20 protein-coding genes are annotated in these 22,333 nt (G+C 72.0%); 9 read left to right on the top strand and 11 right to left on the bottom strand.

What is annotated here, in order from left to right; translation table 11 throughout:
* Positions 1-72: 72 nt before the first annotated feature.
* From ABZW30_RS01220 to dnaA, 5 genes are all read right to left on the bottom strand, one after another.
* Positions 73-612 (bottom strand): DciA family protein, encoded by a 540-nt coding sequence (locus tag ABZW30_RS01220; protein WP_355668926.1) that lies wholly within the window; start codon positions 610-612, stop codon positions 73-75.
* A 124-nt stretch (positions 613-736) separates the two neighbouring features.
* Positions 737-1,870 carry a DNA replication/repair protein RecF gene (gene recF / locus ABZW30_RS01215; RefSeq protein ID WP_355668925.1) on the bottom strand — a complete coding sequence of 378 codons (1,134 nt, stop codon included), beginning with the start codon at positions 1,868-1,870 and terminating at the stop codon, positions 737-739.
* Positions 1,871-1,950: 80 nt separating this feature from the next.
* Positions 1,951-2,826: a phosphogluconate dehydrogenase (NAD(+)-dependent, decarboxylating) gene (gene gnd / locus ABZW30_RS01210; RefSeq protein WP_355668924.1), complete on the bottom strand. Its 876-nt coding sequence runs from the start codon at positions 2,824-2,826 to the stop codon at positions 1,951-1,953.
* Between the two features lie 250 nt (positions 2,827-3,076).
* Positions 3,077-4,207 carry a DNA polymerase III subunit beta gene (gene dnaN, locus ABZW30_RS01205; RefSeq protein ID WP_355668923.1) on the bottom strand — a complete coding sequence of 377 codons (1,131 nt, stop codon included), beginning with the start codon at positions 4,205-4,207 and terminating at the stop codon, positions 3,077-3,079.
* A gap of 955 nt (positions 4,208-5,162) precedes the next feature.
* The gene (dnaA, locus tag ABZW30_RS01200) at positions 5,163-6,977 is read right to left on the bottom strand and encodes a chromosomal replication initiator protein DnaA (protein ID WP_355668922.1); all 1,815 of its coding nucleotides are present in this window, start codon (positions 6,975-6,977) and stop codon (positions 5,163-5,165) included.
* A gap of 352 nt (positions 6,978-7,329) precedes the next feature.
* Here dnaA and rpmH point away from each other — a divergent pair, with 352 nt between their 5' ends.
* The 9 genes from rpmH to ABZW30_RS01155 all read left to right on the top strand — a co-directional run bounded on the left by rpmH (position 7,330) and on the right by ABZW30_RS01155 (position 14,033).
* Positions 7,330-7,467, top strand: a complete 138-nt coding sequence (gene rpmH, locus ABZW30_RS01195; protein WP_030059672.1) for a 50S ribosomal protein L34 — start codon at positions 7,330-7,332, stop codon at positions 7,465-7,467.
* Between the two features lie 18 nt (positions 7,468-7,485).
* A complete protein-coding gene (gene rnpA / locus ABZW30_RS01190; protein WP_355668921.1) occupies positions 7,486-7,914 on the top strand; it encodes a ribonuclease P protein component in 429 nt (142 codons plus the stop codon).
* Positions 7,911-8,225, top strand: a complete 315-nt coding sequence (gene yidD / locus ABZW30_RS01185; protein ID WP_316522234.1) for a membrane protein insertion efficiency factor YidD — start codon at positions 7,911-7,913, stop codon at positions 8,223-8,225. Before rnpA ends, yidD begins: the two co-directional genes overlap by 4 nt.
* 3 nt (positions 8,226-8,228) lie before the next feature.
* Positions 8,229-9,383 carry a membrane protein insertase YidC gene (gene yidC, locus ABZW30_RS01180; RefSeq protein WP_355668920.1) on the top strand — a complete coding sequence of 385 codons (1,155 nt, stop codon included), beginning with the start codon at positions 8,229-8,231 and terminating at the stop codon, positions 9,381-9,383.
* Positions 9,384-9,465: 82 nt separating this feature from the next.
* The gene (locus ABZW30_RS01175; RefSeq protein WP_355668919.1) at positions 9,466-9,996 is read left to right on the top strand and encodes a R3H domain-containing nucleic acid-binding protein; all 531 of its coding nucleotides are present in this window, start codon (positions 9,466-9,468) and stop codon (positions 9,994-9,996) included.
* A 158-nt stretch (positions 9,997-10,154) separates the two neighbouring features.
* Complete coding sequence (rsmG, locus tag ABZW30_RS01170; RefSeq protein ID WP_355668918.1) at positions 10,155-10,982, top strand: 16S rRNA (guanine(527)-N(7))-methyltransferase RsmG; 828 nt, start codon at positions 10,155-10,157, stop codon at positions 10,980-10,982.
* A 246-nt stretch (positions 10,983-11,228) separates the two neighbouring features.
* Positions 11,229-12,200, top strand: coding sequence for a ParA family protein (locus tag ABZW30_RS01165; RefSeq protein ID WP_355668917.1), 972 nt, complete (start codon positions 11,229-11,231; stop codon positions 12,198-12,200).
* On the top strand, positions 12,197-13,294 hold the full coding sequence (locus tag ABZW30_RS01160; protein WP_355668916.1) for a ParB/RepB/Spo0J family partition protein: 1,098 nt from the start codon (positions 12,197-12,199) through the stop codon (positions 13,292-13,294). Before ABZW30_RS01165 ends, ABZW30_RS01160 begins: the two co-directional genes overlap by 4 nt.
* 121 nt (positions 13,295-13,415) lie before the next feature.
* Positions 13,416-14,033, top strand: coding sequence for a GNAT family N-acetyltransferase (locus ABZW30_RS01155; RefSeq protein ID WP_355668915.1), 618 nt, complete (start codon positions 13,416-13,418; stop codon positions 14,031-14,033).
* Between the two features lie 89 nt (positions 14,034-14,122).
* On the opposite strand, the gene trxA is transcribed toward ABZW30_RS01155, so the two are convergent.
* The 6 genes from trxA to murJ all read right to left on the bottom strand — a co-directional run bounded on the left by trxA (position 14,123) and on the right by murJ (position 22,299).
* Positions 14,123-14,449, bottom strand: coding sequence for a thioredoxin (gene trxA / locus ABZW30_RS01150; RefSeq protein WP_355668914.1), 327 nt, complete (start codon positions 14,447-14,449; stop codon positions 14,123-14,125).
* Between the two features lie 132 nt (positions 14,450-14,581).
* Positions 14,582-15,547: a thioredoxin-disulfide reductase gene (gene trxB, locus ABZW30_RS01145; RefSeq protein WP_355668913.1), complete on the bottom strand. Its 966-nt coding sequence runs from the start codon at positions 15,545-15,547 to the stop codon at positions 14,582-14,584.
* A gap of 194 nt (positions 15,548-15,741) precedes the next feature.
* Entirely contained in the window at positions 15,742-16,749 is a 1,008-nt protein-coding gene (locus ABZW30_RS01140; protein WP_355668912.1) for a hypothetical protein, read from the bottom strand.
* A complete protein-coding gene (sigM, locus tag ABZW30_RS01135; RefSeq protein WP_355668911.1) occupies positions 16,746-17,528 on the bottom strand; it encodes an RNA polymerase sigma factor SigM in 783 nt (260 codons plus the stop codon). The genes ABZW30_RS01140 and sigM overlap by 4 nt, the downstream gene beginning before the upstream one ends.
* A 40-nt stretch (positions 17,529-17,568) precedes the next feature.
* Positions 17,569-19,536 (bottom strand): protein kinase family protein, encoded by a 1,968-nt coding sequence (locus tag ABZW30_RS01130; RefSeq protein ID WP_355668910.1) that lies wholly within the window; start codon positions 19,534-19,536, stop codon positions 17,569-17,571.
* 306 nt (positions 19,537-19,842) lie between these two features.
* The gene (gene murJ / locus ABZW30_RS01125; protein WP_355668909.1) at positions 19,843-22,299 is read right to left on the bottom strand and encodes a murein biosynthesis integral membrane protein MurJ; all 2,457 of its coding nucleotides are present in this window, start codon (positions 22,297-22,299) and stop codon (positions 19,843-19,845) included.
* Positions 22,300-22,333 lie beyond the last annotated feature (34 nt).

The following is a 22,333-nucleotide window of genomic DNA, read 5'->3' as shown; positions in this document are numbered from 1 at the left end:
GTCAGGGGTTCCGGAAGATCGTGGTCCGATCTCGGCGGGGCCGGCGGCCCCCAGGGGGCTTGACGACGGGCCCTAGCCCCAGGTGTCGCCCGGGCCCTTGCTCCCGGGCGCGCGCAGCCGGCCGTAGCCGCGGGCGGGCGCGGCCGGGCCGAGCACCTTGATGGTCTTCACCGTGCCGTGGCCCAGCTCGTGGTTCAGGCGGGCCACCAACTGCCGTGCCAGCCAGCGCAGTTGGGTCGCCCAGGCGGTGGAGTCGCACTGCACGGTGAGCACCGCGGCGGCCTCGTCGTAGGAGGAGGGGTGGCAGTGCGCCGAGATGTCCGGCCCGACGATCTGCGGCCAGCGGCCCATCACCCCGCCGACCGCGGCGGAGGACTCCCAGCCGCGCTCGGTCAGCAGCCGGTTCAACGCGGCGCCCAGCGGGACCGGGTCGCGGCCGTCCGAGCGGGCGCCGCTGCGCAGACCGTGCCGCTTCGCCTCGCGCTTCTGCTGGACCTGCTCGCCGCGCTGACGGGCCTGGGCGCGGGCCGCCCGCAGCGCGGAACGGGCGAGGTCGGCGCCGGTGGGCTCGGGGGCACCGGGGGTGGGGGAGTGCTCCGCCGGCTCGCTCACGGCGATCTCCTTTCCCCAGCCTGTGGACAACCGATGAGCCGTCCAGCCTACGGGAGCGGTCGGACGTGGAACGGCGGGGCGTGCCCGCGCCGCGGTGAGTGTGACGAGCGGATCAGGCGACGGATCAGGCGTCGATCCGGCGGACGGCGCCGTCGGAGACCGCGAACCGGGCGCCGGCCAGGGCCTTCGGTACGTCCTCGGCCACCGCCGCGGTGACCAGCACCTGCTCGCCGTCGGCCACCAGCTCGGCCAACCGGTCCCGGCGGGCGGCGTCCAGCTCGGCGAACACGTCGTCCAGGATCAGCACCGGTTCGCCACCGTCGGCGCGCAGCAGCTCGTACGAGGCCAGCCGAAGCGCCAGCGCGAACGACCAGGACTCGCCGTGGCTGGCGTAGCCCTTGGCGGGCAGTGGGCCGAGCTTGAGCACCAGCTCGTCGCGGTGCGGGCCGACCAGGGTGAGCCCGCGCTCGACCTCCTGCTTGCGCACCGCCTGCAGCGCCCTCAGCAGCTGCTCCTCGGCCTGCTCGCGACTGGTCGGCAGCTCGCCCTCGAAGGAACTGCGGTACTCCAGCGAGGTCTCGCCGCCGCCCGGGGCCAACTGCCCGTAAGCCGCCGTCACCAATGGCTGCAGAGCGGCCACCAGCTGGATCCGGAAAGCCGTCAACTCGGCGCCGGCCCGGGCCAGATGGCCGTCCCAGACCTCCAAGGTGGACAGGTCCGCGCCCTTGCCGCCGCCCGCCCGGCGGGCCATCGCCGCGGTCTTCAGCAGGGCGTTGCGCTGCTTCAGCACCCGCTCGTAGTCCTGCCGGACCCCGGCCAGCCGGGGCGCGCGGGCGGTCAGCAGCTCGTCCAGGAAGCGCCGGCGCTCACCCGGGTCACCCTTGACCAGGCTGAGGTCCTCGGGGGCGAACAGCACGGTGCGCAGCAGGCCCAGCACGTCGCGCGGGCGGACGTTGTCGGAACGGTTGATCCGGGCCCGGTTGGCCTTGCCCGGGGTGAGCTCCAGCTCGATCAGGGTGGAACGGCCGCGGTCCACCACCGAGGTGCGGATCACCGCCCGCTCCGTGCCGAGCCGGATCAGCGGGGCGTCGGTGGCGACCCGGTGGCTGCCCAGGGTGGCGACGTAGCCGATCGCCTCGACCAGGTTGGTCTTGCCCTGGCCGTTGGGCCCGACGAAGGCCGTCACGCCCGGGTCGAGGGGAACCTCGGCCCGGGCGTACGACCGGAAGTCGGCGAGCGACAGATGCGCGACGTGCATGGCTGTGGACTGCGCTCGCCTTCTGTGGACAGACCTGTGGGTTACCGGGAATCCCTGGGGAATTCCGCCCCGGAAGGGGACTACTTCGACTCGACCGCGTGGCCGCCGAACTGGTTGCGCAGCGCGGCGATCATCTTCATCTGCGGCGAGTCGTCCTGGCGGGAGGCGAATCGGGCGAACAGCGAGGCGGTGATCGCCGGCAGCGGCACGGCGTGGTCGATCGCGGCCTCGACGGTCCAGCGGCCCTCGCCGGAGTCGGCGGCCCAACCGCGCAGCTTGCCCAGGTGCTCGTCCTCGTCCAGGGCGCGGACGGCCAGGTCCAGCAGCCAGGAGCGGATGACGGTGCCCTCCTGCCAGCTGCGGAAGACCTCGCGCACGTCGGTGACCTCGGGGGCGGCCTCCAGCAGCTCCCAGCCCTCGGCGAAGGCCTGCATCATCGCGTACTCGATGCCGTTGTGGACCATCTTGGCGAAGTGGCCGGCGCCCACCGCGCCCGCGTGCACCGAGCCGAAGTCGCCCTCCGGCTTGAGCGCGTCGAAGACCGGCTGAACACGCGCGACGTGCTCGGCGTCGCCGCCGTACATCAGCGCGTAGCCGTTCTCCAGGCCCCAGACGCCGCCGGAGACGCCGCAGTCCACGAAACCGATGCCCTTGGCGGCCAGCGCCTCGGCGTGCTTGATGTCGTCGGTCCAGCGGGAGTTGCCGCCGTCGACCACCACGTCGCCGGGGGAGAGCAGCTCGGCGAGCTCGTCGACGGTCGCCTGGGTCGCGGCACCGGCCGGGACCATCACCCAGACCACGCGGGGGCCCTGGAGCTTCTTGACGAGCTCCTGCAGGCTCTCGACGTCGGAGATCTCCGGGTTGCGGTCGTAGCCGACGACGGTGTGGCCGGCGCGGCGGATCCGCTCGCGCATGTTGCCGCCCATCTTGCCAAGACCGATGAGGCCGAGCTCCATGACCAAATCCTTACTGTGGGGACGTGCCTGCCGGCGGCGCCGTTGCCGCACTCCCCGAGCCTACGCTTTCGACCGGGACGGGCTCTGCGCAGTCGGGCCGACCGGGGGAGACGTCCACAGGCTGTGCACAGCGGGTGTGCACAGCCTGTGGGTAACGGGCGGAACCGGGGTCAGCCGGAGAGGCGCACCGGCATGCTGCGTCCTGTGGGGGACGACCCCCACACCCCCGGGATCACGCCGCTTCCGGGCTTCAGCCGGAGAGGCGCACCGGCATGATCAGGTACTGGTACGCCTCGTCCTCCTCGGCGTCCACCGAGACCTTGCCGCTGAGCAGGGCCGGCTTGGTCGGGGTGGTGAAGCTCAGCTGGGCGTAGGGGGAGTCGATGGCCTTGAGGCCCTCCTCCAGGTAGCCCGGGTTGAAGGCGATCGAGATGTCGTCGCCCTCCAGGTCGGCCTCGATCCGCTCGGTGGCCTGGGCGTCGTCGCCCGAGCCGGCCTCCAGGGTCAGCACGCCCTGCTCGAAGTTGAGCCGGACCGGGGTGTTGCGCTCGGCGACCAGCGAGACGCGCTTGAGCGCCTCCAGGAAGGGCTGGGTCTGGATCGCGGCGACCGCGCTGAACTCGGTGGGGAAGAGGCTGCGGAACTTGGGGAACTCGCCCTCCAGCAGCCGGGTGGTGGTGCGGCGGCCGGCGCCCTCGAAACCGATCAGGCCCTCGCCCGCGCCGCCCGAGGAGAGCGCGATGGAGACGTTGTCGCCGCTGCCCAGGGACTTGGCGATGTCCAGCAGGGTCTTGGCGGGCACCAGGGCGACCGCGGAGATGTCCGACTGCTCGGGCTTCCACAGCAGCTCGCGGACGGCGAAGCGGTAGCGGTCGGTGGCGGCCAGGGTGATCCGGTCGCCCTCGATCTCGACCCGGACACCGGTGAGCACCGGCAGGGTGTCGTCCCGGCCGGCGGCGACCGCGGCCTGGCTGACGGCGGAGGCGAAGACGTCACCGGAGACGGTGCCGGTGGCGGTCGGCATCTGCGGCAGGGCCGGGTACTCGTCCACGGGCAGGGTGGGGAGGGTGAAGCGGGAGCTGCCGCAGACCAAGTTGACCCGTTGGCCGTCGGTGGAGATCTCCACAGGCCTGTTGGGAAGGTTGCGCGAGATGTCGTTGAGGAGTCGACCGGAGACCAGGACGGTGCCGGCCTCCTCGACGTCCGCCTCCAGCTCGACCCGGGCCGAGACCTCGTAGTCGAAGCCGGACAGCGCCAGGCTGCCCTCCTGGGCGGTCAGCAGCAGGCCGGCCAGCACCGGCACCGGCGGCCGTGCCGGGAGGCTGCGGGCAGCCCAGGCCACCGCCTCCGCGAGGACGTCACGCTCCACCCGGAACTTCACCGGTAACCGCCTCCTGGATCGAGCGCTCCCGCTCGCACTCTGGTTCGTCTGATCTTGATCGTCGGTCCTGCTGTCCGCCGAGCTCTGCCACTCCGCTTCCAGCTGCAAAGGACAGTCTGACGTACTCCGCCGACAGACGGGGCAGACGGGGCAGACGGGCGGAAGCGAACCCGAACAGATGTCGGGGAGCGCTTGTCCACAGATTTCGGGCCCACCCACTTTGAAAGCAGGTTCACGGTCTATCTGTGTAGCGGTAGTAGTAGGGCCTGTGGAAACCGTGGATAACCCCGTTTCCGCAGGTCAACGCCCGATTTTTGTCCACAGTCGGTGTGGACGGCGGCTGTGGACGGGCAGGCCGCGCTGTGGACAGCCGAGCGTTACCCACAGGGCACGCAGGGTATCCACAGGTTATCCCCAGGACTGTCCCCAGATCCGGGCCCGGTTATCCACGGGCGCCGGTCAACTTTTCGTGACGCCTTTCACACCGGGGCGTGAACGGTGGTTCACGGTTGTCGAACTGTGGACCCAGCTGTGGACAACCTGGGGATAACCGCCCTGGTCCTGGGGACAACCGGTGGATAACCCGAACGGCCCACTGGCGGCCCGTCACTTGTCCACAGCCTGTGGATAACCGTTGTGCACAAGTCCCCAGGCATCTGACCTGCGCGGAAGAGCGTAGCGGCGACGGCCCTGTGGACGAATTCTGGATAACTTCGGACTCCCCAGCCTGTGGACTGTGCGGAAGGGGCCGGTCCTGTGGACAACGGCCTTGCGCGCTCCCGGGTTTCGAATCACCGGTCAGTTGTTCGGCGCGGGCTGTGGACTGGCGGAACGTCCGTCGACGGGATCCCTGCCCAGCCGCAGCCCGGTAAACACCTGTGGATAGGCAAAAAGGGCGTCAGGATCGCTCCTGACGCCCTCTGCGGGCCCGCCCGGCCCCGCCCGTGGACGGGCGCTAGCTCTTGATGCGGTTGGTGAGTTCGGTGACCTGGTTGTAGATCGAGCGCCGCTCGGCCATCAGCGAGCGGATCTTGCGGTCCGCGTGCATCACCGTGGTGTGGTCGCGGCCGCCGAACTGCGCGCCGATCTTCGGCAGCGACAGGTCGGTGAGTTCCCGGCACAGGTACATGGCGATCTGCCGGGCCGTCACCAGCACCCGGCTGCGCGAGGACCCGCAGAGGTCGTCCACACCCAGGCCGAAGTACGCGGCGGTCTGCTGCATGATGACCTGCGCGGTGATCTCCGGGCCGGCGTCCTCGTCCCCGCCCGGGATCAGGTCCTTGAGGACGATCCCGGCCAACTCCAGGTCCACCGGTGCCCGGTTGAGGTTGGCGAAGGCGGTGACCCGGATCAGCGCGCCCTCCAACTCCCGGATGTTGCGGGTGATCCGGGACGCGATGAACTCCAACACGTCGGCGGGGGCGTTGAGTTGCTCCTGGATCGCCTTCTTGCGCAGGATCGCGATCCGGGTCTCCAGCTCCGGCGGGGTGACGTCGGTGATCAGACCCCACTCGAAGCGGTTGCGCAGCCGGTCCTCCAGCGTGGTCAGCAGCTTGGGCGGCCGGTCCGAGGAGAGGACGATCTGCTTGTTCGCGTTGTGCAGGGTGTTGAAGGTGTGGAAGAACTCCTCCTGCGTGGACTCCTTGCTCGCGAGGAACTGGATGTCGTCCACGAGCAGGATGTCCATGTCCCGGTAGCGGCGGCGGAAGGTGTCCGCCTTGCCGTCCCGGATCGAGTTGATGAACTCGTTGGTGAACTCCTCCGAGGACACGTAGCGCACCCGGGTTCCCGGGAAGAGGCTGCGCGAGTAGTGCCCGATGGCGTGCAGCAGGTGGGTCTTGCCCAGCCCGGACTCGCCGTAGATGAAGAGCGGGTTGTACGCCTTGGCCGGGGCCTCGGCGACCGCCACCGCCGCCGCGTGCGCGAAGCGGTTGCTGGCGCCGATGACGAAGGTGTCGAAGAGGTACTTGGGGTTCAGCCGGGCGGCCGGTTCGTCCTTGCGGGAGCCGCCGGCCGGGGGAGCGCCGGGCGGGGCGGGTACCCCGGGGACGGCGGGGCGGTCGGTGGCGCGCTCCGCGCCGGCCTTCTCGGCCGGGCGGCCGCCGGTGGGCCGGGTGCCGTGCGCACGTCGCCCGGCGCCGGCGCGGGGCTGCTCGCCCGGGCCGGGGCCGTAGGCGCCGCCGAACAGGTCGCCCTGGGTGGTCGAGGGCGGGCTGGGCAGGGGCCGCGGCGCCTGGCGGGGCGCGGGCTCATCCGGCTCGCGGTAGGGCTGTTGCGGTTCCTGGTAGCCGGACTCCTGGTAGCCGGGCCAGGGCTGGGCCGGCTGGCCGCCGTACGGCGCCGGGCGCTGCTCGTAGCCGCCGGTGTCGTAGCGGGGACGCTCGTAGTCCTGCTCGTACGGCTGCTGGTATCCCGGTCCGCCGTAGCCGCCGGAGTCCTCCTCGGCCGGGCCGGGGTACGGCTCGGCGGGGGCCTGGGCGGTGGGCGCGGGGGTGGTGGGCACGGCGTTGGCGTCGACCATCACGGCGATCCGGACCGGTCGGCTGAGTTCACGGCTGAGGGCGTCGGTCAGCTGCGGAAGCAGTCGGCCCTCCAGCACCTGCTTGGCACGCTCGTTCGGGGTCGCCAGCAGGGCGGTGTCGTGCATCATCCACATGGGTTGGGTGCGCTGCACCCACTGCTTGTCCATCTCGCCGATATCGGGGTCGTTGACCAGCCGCTCGACGACCCTCGCCCAGACCGGGACGAGGTCGCTGTTGACATCAGCCACTGGTGCACGCTTTCCAAGAACAAACCAGACAAGTCCTGCAACGGTAGTCAGCGAACAGGGACGGATCAAGTCGTTGTCCACAGGCTGTGGGTAAACACGCCCCGGGCGGCCGGTTTGACCCTCACGCCCCGTCCCGCGTACCGTAACCAGGTCGAGTTGTCGATGGCCGCTGCCGCATGTCCGCGGGTCCACCCGCTCCATAAGGCGCGCAGCACGGGCGCCGTGGATTGCCTCAGACCCCAGCCGAACTGGGGCGATGGGCCGGATTTCCGAATCAGGGGAGATCACGCGGACGCACGGTGACGGCCAAGCGACTCCCCGTCATCCTACGATTCACCTCAGGAGCCCCCGAGTGAGCAAGCGCACCTTCCAGCCGAACAACCGTCGTCGCGCGAAGACCCACGGCTTCCGGCTGCGTATGCGTACCCGCGCCGGCCGCGCCATCCTGGCTGCCCGCCGTGGCAAGGGCCGCGCCAGCCTGTCCGCCTGATCCACGACAGAGTCTGTTGTGCTGCCCTCCGAGAATCGGCTGCGGCGGCGCCAGGACTTCGCGACCGCGGTGAAACGCGGTCGCCGGGCCGGCCGGCCCCTTCTGGTCGTCCATCTCAGCAGAGAGGCCGACCCCCAGGGGCAGGCCGACCGGACCAGCGACTCCCGCCCGCACGTCGCCGAGGGGACTCCTTCGGCGCGTGCGGGTTTCGTCGTGAGCAAGGCCGTTGGCCCGGCGGTCGTTCGCAACCTGGTCAAGCGCCGGTTGCGCCATCTCGTTCGTGATCGTCTGTCCAGGCTGCCCGCCGGTAGCCTGATAGTGGTGCGTGCGCTGCCCCAGGCCGCGACCGCCTCGTACCAGGATCTCGAACGTGATCTTGACGCGGCGCTGAAGCGGTTGCTGAGGGTCGAGCCCGCCGCCACGGCGCCGACGGGAGCAGGGCGATGAAGTACCTGCTGATGGGCCTGATCAGGGTCTACCAGTGGACGATCAGCCCACTGCTCGGTCCGGTCTGCCGCTATTACCCCTCCTGCTCGCACTACGGCTACGAGGCCGTGAAGGTGCACGGAGCGGTCAAGGGCGGCGGACTGACCGTGTGGCGCATCCTGCGCTGTAACCCCTGGTCGCCTGGCGGCGTGGACCATGTACCGCCGCGCAAGCACCCGGTGTGGCACCGCCGGCTGCGCGATCTGCTGAGCCCCAAGAGCGGGACCGCCGAGCCGGAGCCGGTGGCGAAGCCCGATGCCCAAGGAGTCTGACCGGTGACCTTCGGTTTTCTGAGTCCCCTCTACACGGCGGTGTCCTGGATCATCGTCCAGTTCCACTCGCTGTACAGCCACATCTTCAATCCGGACGGTGGCTGGGCCTGGGGCCTGTCCATCGCCTCGATGGTCGTCGTCATCCGGATCTGCCTGATCCCGCTCTTCGTGAAGCAGATCAAGGCGACCCGGGCCATGCAGGCGATCCAGCCGAAGATGAAGGCCATCCAGGAGCGCTACAAGAACGACCGGCAGCGCCAGTCCGAAGAGATGATGAAGCTGTACAAGGAGGCGGGTACCAACCCGTTCTCCAGCTGCCTTCCCATCATCGTGCAGGCCCCGTTCTTCACCGCCCTCTACGGCGTGCTGGCCTCGGTCGCCAAGGGCAAGCCGATCGGGGTGATCCACGGCGACCTGCTGGTGAGCGCCGGCAAGGCGCACATCTTCGGCGCCCCGCTGTCTGCGACCTTCGTCAGCAGCGGTGAGACCAACGTCAAGATCGTCACCGCGGTGATGATCATCCTGATGTCGCTGTCGCAGTTCATCACCCAGCGCCAGCTGATGACCAAGAACGTCGACCTCACGGTGAAGACGCCGTTCATGCAGCAGCAGAAGATGCTGATGTACGTCTTCCCGGTCATGTTCGCCGTGATGGGCATCAACTTCCCGGTCGGTGTCCTGGTCTACTGGCTGACCACCAACGTCTGGTCGATGGGCCAGCAGCTGATCGTCATCCGCAACAACCCGACCCCGGGCAGCAAGGCCTTCGAGGAGCGCCAGGTGCGGCTGAAGAAGGCCGGCCGGCTGCGTGCGGACGGTACGGAGATCAAGGGTGCGCTCTGGGGCCTGCTGCCCCCGTCCAAGGCGGCCATCAGCGAGGCGGCCTCCGCGGCGGCCGTGGTCGAGGAGTCGGTTCGGGCGAGCCGCCAGCAGCCCCGTCGGCAGACCAAGGCCCAGCGCCAGCACGGCGGTGCCGGCACGCAGGCGGCCGAGGACGCCCAGGACACCCAGTCCGAGCAGTCGAGCGACGCCGTTCCGGCCGAGCCCGGCCCCGAGCCGACGGCCGCCAAGCAGACCGCGGCCAAGCCCGCCGGCACCAGGCAGGGGACCCGGCAGCAGCCCAAGCGTGGCGGTCAGCGGCCGAAGAAGAAGTCCTGACCGACCCCTGGCCTGTTGCGGCAGCCCCGTAGAGCTTCGTTCCCGGCCCGCCAGACGGGCCCAACTCCGAAGGAGTCCATCAGTGACGGAAGGCACCACCTCCGCCGTCGAGGCCGAGGCCGCCGCCAGCGCCGACGAGAGCCTCATCTCCCGCCTGGAGCAGGAGGGCGACATCGCGGCGGACTACCTGGAGGGTCTGCTCGACATCGCGGACCTCGACGGTGACATCGACATGGACGTCGAGGGCGACCGCGCCCTGGTCTCCATCGTCAGCGACGGCAACGACCGCGCGCTGCAGCGCCTGGTCGGCCAGGACGGCGAGGTGCTGGAGGCCCTGCAGGAGCTGACCCGGTTGGCTGTCCACCGGGAGACCGGCGAGCGCAGCCGCCTCATGCTGGACATTGCCGGCTTCCGGGCCCGCAAGCGTGAGGAGCTGGCCGCCCTCGGTGCCAAGGCCGCGGAGCAGGCCAAGAGCACCGGCGAGCAGGTCAAGCTGCAGCCGATGACGCCCTTCGAGCGCAAGGTCGTCCACGACGCGGTCGCGGCCGCCGGTCTGCGGAGTGAGTCCGAGGGCGAAGAGCCCCAGCGGTGTGTGGTCGTGCTGCCGGCCTGAGGCCGACGGTCGATGACCGGCCGCTCCGGCGGCCGGTGAGCTTCACCGGACGCGACCCCGTCCGCCTCGTGCGGGCGGGGTCGTCGTCCCTTCCGGGATGTTTCACGTGAAACAGTGCGTTGAGCGGGTCGGTGGATCCGGGGATCGGAGAGGTCGAGATGGACACGGAGAACACGGCCGCCGGCCGTCCAGGGGCGGACGTGGATCCGGACGTTGAGGGGCGGGCGGCCGAGGCACCCGAGCTGGACGTGCTGGCCGAGGCGCCGGTCGCCGCCCGGGAGGTCTTCGGTGATCGCTTCGACGCCGCCGTCCGCTACACCGAGCTGCTGGCCACCGCAGGGGTCAGGCGCGGGCTGATCGGGCCGCGCGAGGTGCCCCGGCTGTGGGACCGCCATGTGCTCAACTGTGCGGTGCTGGCCGAGCTGCTGCCGACCGGCTCCACCCTGTGTGATGTCGGCTCCGGTGCCGGGCTGCCCGGCATCCCGGTGGCGCTGGCCCGTCCGGACGTCTCGGTGACCCTGCTGGAGCCGCTGCTGCGTCGGACCACCTTCCTGGAGGAGGTCGTCCGGGAGTTGGGGCTGGACAACGTCACGGTGCTGCGCGGTCGCGCCGAGGAGATGGTCGGCAAGCTCGCGGTGGACGTGGTGACCGCCCGCGCGGTGGCGCCGCTGGACCGGCTGGCCGGCTGGGGGATGCCGCTGCTGCGTCCGCACGGACAGATGCTGGCCCTCAAGGGCGACAGCGCCGAGCAGGAGCTGGCCGACTCGCGCGCCGGGCTGGCCAAGCTGGGCGCGGTCGAGTGGAGCGTCATCTCGGTCGGCGAGGGCACCCTGGAGACCTCGACCCGGGTGGTCCAGGTCAAGGCGGGGGAGAGCCCCGGCGGTGTGAAGGCCGCGACGCGGCGGGCCAAGGTGGCCCGGGCCGGCCGCAACGCCAACGCCAAGGGCGGCGAGCGCGGCCGGGGCGGGCGGCGCCGCGGCCGCTGAGGCCCAGTGGCGTCGGACATGCGACAGAACGGGCGGACGGTCCTCCTGGACGGGGGGACCGTCCGCCCGTCGTCGTTCAGGTGACGGCCGGGCCGACGCCGGAAAACCGGAGTGTCGCAACGTCAGATTTCCGACATAGCGGGCATGGTGTTTCACGTGAAACGTCGCTCCTTGCTCTCGGGAATCCTCCGCCGCGACCGGGCGGCGACTGTTGCCGCTGCGGTTTCACGTGAAACACTGACCCCCATGCAGGACTCGGAGACCATCGGCCAGATCGATGACACGCCCATCGCACGGGCCGCCCAGGCTGCGGTCCAGGCGATCGGCCGAGCGGGGGAAGGGCTACCCCGGCCCGCCAACACCCGGGTGATCGTGGTCGCCAACCAGAAGGGTGGGGTGGGCAAGACCACCACCACCGTGAACATGGCCGCCTCGCTCGCGATGCACGGACTGCGCGTCCTGGTGGTCGACCTCGACCCGCAGGGGAACGCCTCCACCGCGCTCGGTATCGACCACCACGCCGAGGTGCCCTCCATCTACGACGTTCTGGTCGAGGGCAAGCCCCTGGCCGATGTGGTCCAGCCGGTCGTGGACGTCGAGGGACTGTTCTGCGTCCCCGCGACGATCGATCTGGCCGGCGCCGAGATCGAGCTGGTCTCGCTGGTGGCCCGGGAGAGCCGGCTGCAGCGCGCGATCGCCGCCTACGAACAGCCGTTGGACTACATCCTGATCGACTGTCCGCCCTCGCTGGGCCTGCTGACGGTCAACGCCCTGGTGGCCGGCCAGGAGGTGCTGATCCCGATCCAGTGCGAGTACTACGCACTGGAGGGCCTCGGCCAGCTGCTGCGCAACGTCGAGCTGGTGCGCGCGCACCTCAACCCCGCGCTGCACGTCTCGACCATCCTGCTCACCATGTACGACGCCCGGACCCGGCTGGCCGCCCAGGTCGCCGAGGAGGTCCGGACCCACTTCCAGAACGAGGTGCTGAGCACGGCGATCCCGCGCTCGGTGCGCATCTCGGAGGCGCCCAGCTACGGGCAGACGGTGCTCACCTACGACCCGGGTTCGACCGGGGCGCTCTCGTACCTGGAGGCCGCCCGCGAGCTCGCGCTGCGTGCGGTGGTCCAGGGCGGTTCGCGGGTGGGCCAGCAGCGGGACGGCCAGCAGGGGCACGGCGCCCCGGTGGCACAGCACGGTACGACGGAGGGTAATCGGTGAGTGGTCGCAGGGGTCTGGGGAAGGGTCTCGGGGCACTGCTCCCGTCGGCTCCGCCAGCGGTAGGCGGGGCGACGGGACAGCCCGCGGCGGCCACGCCCGCACCGGCCTCGGTGGTGCTGGAGCCCTCCGGGGCCGGGACGGTCTCGCCGACCGCGGTGCCGGTGCTGCCGTCCGGCCGGGGAACGGTGGCGGCCCGGGCCGGCGCCGAGAGCCTGCGGGAGAAGGCCGACCGCGCGGCCGAGCTGGCCGAGGTCGCCGGGGCCCGGTTCGCCGAGCTGCCGCTGGACGCGATCACCCCCAACCCGCGTCAGCCGCGCGAGGTCTTCGACGCGGACAAGCTGGCCGAGCTGGTCGCCTCCATCAAGGAAGTCGGGCTGCTCCAGCCGATCGTGGTCCGTCAGGTCGAGGCCGAGCGCTACGAGCTGATCATGGGCGAGCGCCGCTGGCGCGCCTCCCGGGAAGCCGGGCTGGAGCGGATCCCCACGATCGTCCGGGCCACCGAGGACGACAAGCTGCTGCTGGACGCCCTCCTGGAGAACCTGCACCGGGCCGAGCTGAACCCGCTGGAGGAGGCGGCCGCCTACGACCAGCTGCTGCGGGACTTCTCCTGCACCCATGACGAGCTGGCGGACCGGATCGGTCGCTCGCGCCCGCACGTCTCCAACACCCTGCGGCTGCTGAAGCTCCCGCCGTCCGTCCAGCGGCGGGTCGCCGCCGGGGTGCTGACCGCCGGCCACGCCAAGGCGCTGGTGAGCATCCCGGACGCGGACCAGCAGGAGGAGCTGGCCAAGCGGATCATCGCTGAGGGCCTCTCGGTGCGGACCACCGAGGAGATCGCCAAGCTGATGAGCGCCGAGCAGAAGCCCAAGCGCCAGGCGCCCAAGGCGGGCAAACTGATGTCCCCGGCCTTCAACGACCTGGCGACCCGGCTCTCGGACCGCTTCGACACCCGGGTCAAGGTCGAGGTGTCGCAGCGCGGCGGCAAGCTGGGCAAGGGCAAGGTGGTACTGGAGTTCGGCTCGGTGGAGGACCTCAACCGGATCCTGGACAGCATGGCTCCGGGTGAGGACGGTCTGCGGCTGTCGCACGGCTGAGCCGGCCGAGGGCAACGACCCGATGGGTGCATGTTCCACGTGAGCGCTGTTTCACGTGAAACATGCACCCATCGGCGTTCGCGGGGGAATGCTCGACCGTGAAAGGGAGGAGGTGCGGGCCATGGGACGCCGGATAGCTCCGCTGACGCTGGACAACCTCGTGGATCTGCCGACCGGCTGCCGCTCCTGCGTGTTCTGGGAGCTGGACCCGGTCAGCGGGAAGGAAGCGGTGGAGTCCGGGAAGCCGGAGCTGGAGAAGGAGGGGTGGATCTCCGCGGTGCTGCTGGAATGGGGCTCCTGCGGCCGGATCGTCTACGTGGACGACCAGCCCGCCGGTTTCGTGCTCTACGCACCGCCCGCCTACGTCCCCCGCTCGCAGTCCTTCCCGACCAGCCCGGTCTCGCCGGACGCCGTTCAGCTGATGGTCAGCCGAGTGCTGCCGGGCTACCAGCGACAGGGGCTCGGCCGGGTGCTGGTGCAGACGGTGGCCAAGGACCTGCTCGGGCGTGGGGTGCGGGCGATCGAGGCCTTCGGCTCGGCGGGCCGGGTGCCGACCAGCTGTGTGCTGCCGGCCGACCACCTGCTCGCGGTCGGCTTCAAGACCGTACGGCCGCACCACCGCTACCCGCGGCTGCGGCTGGAGGCGCGGACCACGTTGTCCTGGCGGGGCGATGTGGAGGTTGCGCTGGAGCGGCTGCTCGGCGGCGGGCGCAAGGAGCCGGCACTGCGGCCGTTCTGAGCGGCTGATCCGAGGGCCGTGGCGGAACGACGGCGGCGGGGCTCCCCGAGTGGGGAGCCCCGCCGCCGTTCGGTCGATGACCGGTGGACCTAGATCAGGCCGTCCAGCTCGCGCAGCAGCGCGGCCTTCGGCCGCGCACCGGTGATCTGCTTCACCGGCTGGCCGTCCTTGTAGAGGATCAGGGTCGGGATCGAGATGACGTTGTACTCGGCGGCGGTCACCTGGTTGGCGTCCACGTCGAGCTTGGCAATGGTCAGCTTCTCGCCGTGCTCGGCCGCGATCTCCTCCAGGATCGGGGCGACCTGGCGGCACGGGCCGCACCAGGTGGCCCAGAAGTCGACCAGAACGGGCTTGTCGCTCTCCAGGACGTCGGACTTGAACGTCGCGTCGGTGACGGTAGTGGTGGCGCCGGCCACGGGAACTCCTCGGGTTCGGACGGAGGGGGCTGCCAGGAGAACAACGGACGGGCCCGTTCTGTTTCTGCCTGGCCGGGGCGGGGGTGTTTCACGTGGAACACCCACCGCGGGGTTCGGTCGGTGGCGAGGGGGTCAGACCGCCACGGCGGCGGCCTTGGACTCCAGGTCGTCCAGCGCGGCCAGGTAGCGCTCGGCGTCCAGCGCGGCGGAGCATCCGGTGCCGGCGGCGGTGATGGCCTGGCGGTAGGTGTGGTCCACGACGTCGCCGGCGCCGAACACGCCCTCGATGTTGGTCCGGGTCGAGGGGGACTCGACCTTGAGGTAGCCCTCGGCGTCGAGGTCCAGCTGGCCCTTGAAGAGGTCGGTGCGCGGGTCGTGGCCGATCGCGATGAACAGGCCGGTGACGTCCAGCTCGCGGGTCTCGCCGGTGGTGGTGTCGCGCAGGGTGACGCCGGTCAGCTTCGGGTCGCCGTGGATGGCCTCCACCGCGCTGTCCCACTCGAAGCGGATCTTCGGGTCGGCGAAGGCGCGCTCCTGCATCGCCTTGGAGGCGCGCAGGGTGTCCCGGCGGTGGATGATCGTGACGCTCTTGGCGAAGCGGGAGAGGAAGGTCGCCTCCTCCAGGGCGGTGTCGCCGCCGCCGACCACCGCGATGTCCTGGTCACGGAAGAAGAAGCCGTCGCAGGTCGCGCACCACGAGACGCCGCGGCCGGAGAGCTTGTCCTCGTTCGGCAGGCCCAGCTTGCGGTGCTGGGAGCCGGTGGTGACGATCACGGCGCGGGCCTTGTGCACATTGCCCTCGGAGTCGGTGACGGTCTTGATGTCACCGGTGAGGTCGACCGCGACGATGTCGTCCGGGACCAGCTCGGCGCCGAAGCGCTCGGCCTGCGCCCGCATGTTGTCCATCAGCTCGGGGCCCATGATGCCGTCCCGGAAGCCCGGGAAGTTCTCGACCTCGGTGGTGTTCATCAGTGCGCCACCGGCGGTGACGGCCCCCTCGAAGACCAGCGGCTTGAGGGAGGCACGGGCCGTGTAGAGCGCGGAGGTGTACCCGGCCGGGCCGGAACCGATGATGATCACGTTACGGACGTCGCTCACTGCTTCTCCTGGTTCGCATCGCGACCCGCGTTTGCTGCGGGGAGGGCGGTCCTGCTCCGCCGCCCGGGACAACGACTGACCAGTCTCTCGCATTCCCAGGTCGATCAGTACCAGGCGCCCGCACTGTGGGAGCGGCGTGGCGTCCTGGTCGTCGATCGCATGGGAACGGACCCGCGACGGCTGGGAACCTCTGGTCAGCCCCTGGGGACGGTCCGCTGCAGCACGACGGGGCCGCAGTCGGGGGAGCGCAGATAGACGTCCACGAACCCGGGTCGGCCGGGAGCGGGGTAGACCAGGACGTCGACCGGGGCGCCCTGGAAGCTGCCCCGGTCGACGGCCAGCGGGGTGCCCGGGGCGGGGGCCGGACAGGTGGCCGGCGAGGGCTGGGCGGGAGCAGGGGGGGAGGCGGCGGAGTTCGGGGCGGCCGAGGCGTTGGGCTCCGGCCGGACGCCCTCGGCGGGCGCTGCGGCGTCGGACTTGGCGGGTCCGGTCGCGCGCAGTCCGGGAGCGGTGCCGGAGCGGGCCAGCAACTGCTGGACCTGGGCGGCCAGTTGGTCCTCCCGGTAGACGGTGACCGGGCCGGTGCTGCGGGGGGTGCGGGCGCTCTGGTCGGCGGCGGAGGTGCCCGCCGGGGCGCCCGCGGTGACCGCGAGGTGGTCCGGGTCGGAGGAGTTCACCAGCAGCGCCCCGCCGAGCCCGAGGGCGGCCAGCACGGCGACCGCGCCGAGCAGCAGACCGGCCCGCCGTCGGCGCGGGCGGGGGCGGCCGGGTCCGGTGGCCGAGGCGGGGCGGGAGGGGGGTGCGGAGGGTGCCGCAGCGGTCCGTGCGGACGGGGCCGGGGTGACCGTCCGGCGGTCGGTCCAGGCTGCCTCCTGGGGGCGGCTGGAGCCCTCGGCGGGGGCGTCCTCGGCGCGGGTGCTCTCGGTGCGGGCGGCCTCGGCCAGGGCGGCGTCCAGCCGAGCGGCGACGTCGGCGGGCATCGGCTCGGGCTCGACGGCGCCGAGCAGCGCCTGCACCTCGGCCAGTGCGTCGGCGGTCTCCCGGCACTCGACGCAGCCGTCCAGGTGCCGGCGCAGTGCCTCGGTGGCCTCGGTGGCCTCGGTGGCCTCGGCGGGTTCGGCCAGACGCTCGGCCAGGTCGGCGAGCTCCTCGACGGAGGGGTGGGCGTCGGCGGGCTCGGGGGAGGAGAGGGGGGCGGTCATCGCGTGCTCGCATCTCCTTCCAGCATCGTCCGGCCGGTGTCCGGGCCTGTCCCTGTGACGGTGCGGGGGCCCGTCGGGTTCCCCTGCGCGTCCCGGCGGGACGGTGGGGCCGCGCCAGGGGCGTTCGGTGTCTCCCGCGCGGGTGTCCCGCGTCCCGGCGCGCCGCGCCCCGGTGTTCCACGTGGAACACCGGATCCGCCGCCGGTCCCGCCGTCCGTCTCGCGCAGGTGCCGGACCAGCGGGAGCAGCCGGGCCCGGCCGCGTGCGCAGCGGCTCTTCACCGTGCCCACCGGGACGCCCAGCAGCTCGGCGGCCTCGGCCACGGGGTAGCCCTGCATGTCGACCAGGACCAGTGCGGCCCGCTGCTCGGGGGGCAGCTCGGCGAGCGCCGCGGTCAGTTCGCGGTGCACCTCGGCCCGGACCACCGGCGAGTCGGCCGGTTCGGCGGAGCCGACCAGGGTGTCCAGCCGCTGGGGGTCGTCGTCCAGCGGGGTGGTGCGGCGGGTGGCGCTGCGCCGGGCGCGGTCCAGACAGGCGTTGACCACGATCCGGTGCAGCCAGGTGGTGACGGCCGAGCGCCCCTGGAAGCCGGCGGCGGCCCGGAAGGCGGAGACCAGGGCGTCCTGGAGCGCGTCGGCGGCCTCCTCGCGGTCGCCGAGGGTGCGCAGGGCGACCGCCCAGAGCCGGTCGCGGTGGCGGTTCACCAGCAGGCCGAAGGCCTCCGGGTCGCCGGCGACGTGCCGGGCGAGCAACGCCGCGTCGTCCTCCGCCACTGCCACCCGTGACCCCTCGTCGTCGTTCCGGTGCGCGGTCGTGCGGTCAGCCGGAGACCTTGACCTCGGCGACGTGGCCGCGGTACTTGCCGTCGTCATCCTTCGTCAGAGCGGTCAGCCAGATCAAGAGGTAACGCGTGGTGACCGGGGGGTCGACGGTGTACTCCACGCTGGTGCCGCTCTTCTTGCCGACGACGGTGAAGCTCTCCGGCTTGGCCCCCATCGGGTTGGTCGCGGCAGCCGCGGTGGGCACCCGCAGCTCCGCGGCCTGCTCGCCGCCGAGGAACTGGACGTTCACCGAGGAGACCGGCTGCGGCGAGCCGAGATCGATCATCAGACCGGTGCCCGACTGGAGGGCGGGCGGCTTGGTGCCGAACTGGTCGAAGAACCACCCGGTGGTCCAGGCGGTGTTCGGGTCGCCGTCGAAGGCCTTGCCGAGGCTCTCCCTGCCCTGGGGCCCGTCGCCCAGCGGGTTGTACGACTGCGCGTCCTTGATGGCGATCGGCACCGGCGTGTGCGTCGTCGGGTGGGTGGTCGGTGCGGCGGTGCTGACCGAGGGCTGCGGGGTGGCGGCGATGGTCGGTCCGGTATTGCGCAGGCTGCCGACGAACTGCCAGGAGGCGACGCCGATCGCGCCCAGCGCGACCGTCCAGGCGGTGGCCTTGACCACCCGGCGCAGTCGTCGCCTGGTGCGCCGGGAGGAGGTCGGCCGGGAGGAGGGCGGCAGCGGGGCGACCGTCGTGTCGGCCACCCGGGTCGGGTTGGGCGCGGTGGGCAGGGCGTGGGTGTTGTGCCGGGGCGGGGCCTGGAAGGCGGGCAGCTCCGGTTCGGGCTGGCGGATCTTGGGTAGCCGGGCGATCGCCCGGACCAGTTCCTCCGGGGTGGTGATCGGCTCGGCGTGGTGCGGCGGGTGGTCGAACAGGGCCCGCGCGGCGAGCTCGGACAGGCCCTTGTGGACGCCCGCGCGGACCTGGTCCGGCGCGGCGTTCTGGAGGCCCTTCGGCAGCCCCTGGAGGTCGTAGCGGTCCTCCGGGTACGGCCAGCGGTGGGTGAGCGCGGCGAACAGCAGCACGCCGATCGCCCGGGTGTCGGTGCGCTGGGCGTCGTCGGCGGACTCCTCGGCGGGCAGCCCGCGCAGGGCGGCGTCCACCGCGATGCCGTTGATCCGGTACTGGCCGCTGTCGGTGCGCAGCACGCAGCGCGGGGTGAGCCGCAGGTGGGCCTGGCCGCGGCGGTGCGCGGCGGCGACGGCGTCGGCGACCTGGCGGACCATCTGGTACGCCTCGTGCGGCTCCATCGGGCTGTTCGCGAGCAGTTTGGCGAGGTCGGAGGCGTGCGGCAGCCACTCCCGCACGACGTAGACCAGCTCGCCCTCCTGGACGGCGTCCAGGACCTGGACGAAGCGCGGGTCGCCGAGCAGGGCGGCGGACTTGGCGGCGGCCAGCACCTTGCGGGCGCGCTGGTGGCCGGAGGCCATCAGGTGGACGCCGACGGCGCGGCGCAGCTTCTCGTCGACGGCGCGCCAGCTGCTGAAGGTCTCGGTCTGGGAGATGCACTCCTCCAGCCGGTACCGGTGGCCGATCATGTCGCCGCTGTGCCGCATCGGTGCGGGGAGGGTGCGTGGGAGGGTGGCGGTGTCGCGCGGGTCGACCGTGGGCTGCGGGTCGGTGGGGCGGCGCCCGGCGGCGGGTTCAGGAGTGGGGGTGGGCTTCTTGCGGGGGGAGCCGGCGGCCAGTTCGGCGGCGATCTCCCGGACCGAGAGGGGGGCGGTGATCTCGGAGGTCTCCTCGCCGACGGAGGCCTCCCGGTCGGGATCTGCGGGAGTGTCCCCACCGTCGGCCCCACCGTCGGCCTCGCCGTCGTCCTCGGAGGCGTCCGTGGAGGAGGCGTCGGCGGCGCTCGCCGGGGCGGTCTTCCCGCCCCCGAGCTCGTCGATCGCCGCGGCCAGCGCGGCCTCGTCCGCCGCCGCGTCAGCTGCTGACGCGTCGACGACCGCCTTGGTGCCATCAGCCACCGTGGTCCTGCCTCCCCTTGTGTCGCCCCGGCCTGAGAGAGTCGCTGGAGCCTGCGGATTGGCCGCCCTGTGCTCCAGGACAATTGTGCCCACTCTTCTCCACCGGGTACGACCGCTGAAAGGTCCGCTCGGTTGCCTACGGGTGGAGAGATGTGGTGCAGATCCAACACCGGGCCGCCACCTTGTGGGTCCGGAGAACCCCGGTTCGGGTGGCGGCACAGCACTCGGCCGGACGGGCGGAGGCGGCGGTCGCCCCGGTTGACGCCCGGTCAGGGCGCCCGCTCGTCCGGCCGGTTGACGCGGTGGTCAGCGGCCCAGTCGGCCGCGGACCATGCCCAGCATGGCGTTCAGCTCCTCGATCCGCAGGCGCTTCGCGATGAACACAAACACCACCAGTTGGATACCACCGGCCAGGACCAACGACAGCACGCTGCCCGCCCAGCCGCCGAGCACCTGCTGGACCGCCAGGCTGACGCCGAGGCCGACCACCGCGGCCGGGACGCAGGCGGCGGCCAGCCGGCTGTACGTCTTGCCGATCCGCTTGGTGTCCAGCCCGCCGATCTTCTTCTTCAGCTTCGGCACCGCCACCGTCACTCCGACGGCGTAGGCGAGGCCGTAGCCGAAGGCCATCCCGGTCACGGTCCACTGCGCGGGCAGCGCGACCCAGCAGACCAGCGAGAAGCCGGCCTGGCAGGCGGCCACCCAGACGGTGTTGGAGAACGGCGTCCGGGTGTCCTCGTAGGCGTAGAAGCCGCGCAGCATCACGTACTGGGCCGAGTACGGGATCAGCCCGAGCGCGAAGGCCGAGAGCATCAGACCGACGTTGGTCGCGTTGTCCAGGGCCGTGGTCCCGCCGCCGACCGCGTAGATCGAGCGACCGATCGCCGGGCCGAGGGCCAGGAACAGGAAGGCCGCCGGGACGACCGCCACCGCGGTGGTGCGCAGCCCGTACGACAGGTCGTCGCGGACGGCGCCGGCGTCCTCGTCGGCCGCCGCCCGGGAGAGCCGGGGGAGCACCGCGCTCATGATCGAGACGGTGATGACGGCCTGCGGGAGCTGCCAGATCAGCAGGGCGTTGGAGAAGGCCGACAGGCCGACACCGCCGTGGCCGCCCTGTTCGGCGGCACTGCCGGCGGCGGTGGCCAGCTGGGTGATGACCAGGTAGCCGGCCTGGTTGGCGAGGACGAAGAAGAAGGTCCACTTGGCCAGCCGGGCGGCCTTGCCCAGGCCGTGGCCCCGCCAGTCGAAGCGCGGCCGGAAGTGGAAGTCCGCGGCCCGCAGGTAGGGGATCATCGCCAGCGACTGGACCACCAGGCCGAGCAGGGTGCCCAGGCCGAGCAGCCGGACGCCCTCCGGGGAGATGTTCTCCGGGGTGACCTGGGTGCCGTTGTAGCCGCCGTAGACCCAGATGTACGCGCCGAAGGTGAAGATCACCACGATGTTGTTGAGGACCGGGGTCCACATCATCGCGCCGAACCGGCCGCGGGCGTTCAGGATCTGGCCCATCACCACATGGACGCCCATGAAGAAGATGGTCGGCAGGCAGTACCGGGCCAGCGCCACCGTGGTGTCGGCGCGGGCCGGGTTCGACATCATCGGGTGCGCGATCAGCTGCACCAGCAGGGGCGCTCCGAGCACCGCCAGGAACACCACGCCGCCGAGCCCGACCATCACCAGGGTGAGCAGTCGGCTGGCGTAGGCGGTGCCGCCGTCCTCGTCGTTCTTCATGCTGCGCACCAGCTGCGGCACGAAGACCGCGTTCAGTGCGCCGCCGCCGATCAGGATGTACAGCAGGGTCGGCAGGGTGTTCGCCGCGTTGTACGAGTCACCCATGACCGCGATGCCGATCGCACCGGCGATCACCATCGTCCGGAGGAACCCGGTGCCACGGGAGACCAGGGTGCCGGCCGCCATGATCGCGCTGGAGTTCAGCAGGCTGGCGACCTTGCCGCCGCCACCGCCGGAGGCCGGGGCCTGCTCGGCGGGCTGTGCCTGCTCCTGCGGCTGCGCGGCGCGCTCCTCGGCGAGGTCCGCCAGCGGCTCGACCGCCGGGGGCACCGCGACGGCGGCCACCTGCATGGTGGCCTCCTCCTCGGAGAGCGGCGGGTCGAACTCGATCGGCGGCACGAAGGGGCGCTGCCCGTCCGGGCCGCCGTGCTGCGGCTGCCCCGGGTAGCCGCCCACCGGCGGGTAGGGCGCGGCCGGCGGCATCGGCGCGGCCGGCTGGGCCGGGACGGGCTGGGGCATCGGCGGCGGGGCCGCGGCCTCGGCCTGGTGGCCGCCGAACAGCGCGTCCACCCCGACGTACTCGGTGGTCTCGGTGTCCCAGGCCGAGTGCGCCGGGCCCGGCTCCCACTGCGGCCGGGGCTGCTCGGCGCCGGCCCACTGGCCGCCGTCCTGAGCCGGCTGCTGCGGCCAGGCGGCCTGCACCGGGGTGTCCCAGCCGGGCTGCACCGGCGGCACCGGGGGCGAGAACGGGGTCGGTGACGAGAACTGGGCCGGCGGCACCGGCGTCGGGTAGCCGCCGCCCTGCGGCGGCAGCTGCGGCGGCACGTCGTACGCGGTGGCCGGCGGCTCCGGCGCCGCGGGCCGCCCGGCCCGCAGGCCGTACGGGTCCTGGTCGTCCTGCGGGGTCCCGTACGCCTCGGCCGCGTACGGGTCCTGGGCGTAGGTGTCGGCCACGTACCAGTCGCCGGACGGCGACTCGGCGCCCGGCCGGCTCTCACCGCGGCCCGGCGGCCGCTCCTCGCTGCGCCCGGTCATGTCACCTCTTCGCTGTCGTGGGGGAGGCCGACCC

This window comes from Kitasatospora sp. NPDC004669 (assembly GCF_040609455.1).
Taxonomy (GTDB): domain Bacteria; phylum Actinomycetota; class Actinomycetes; order Streptomycetales; family Streptomycetaceae; genus Kitasatospora.
Note: the sequence above shows the minus strand (reverse complement) of the source record. Positions and strands in the feature narration are given on the sequence as shown.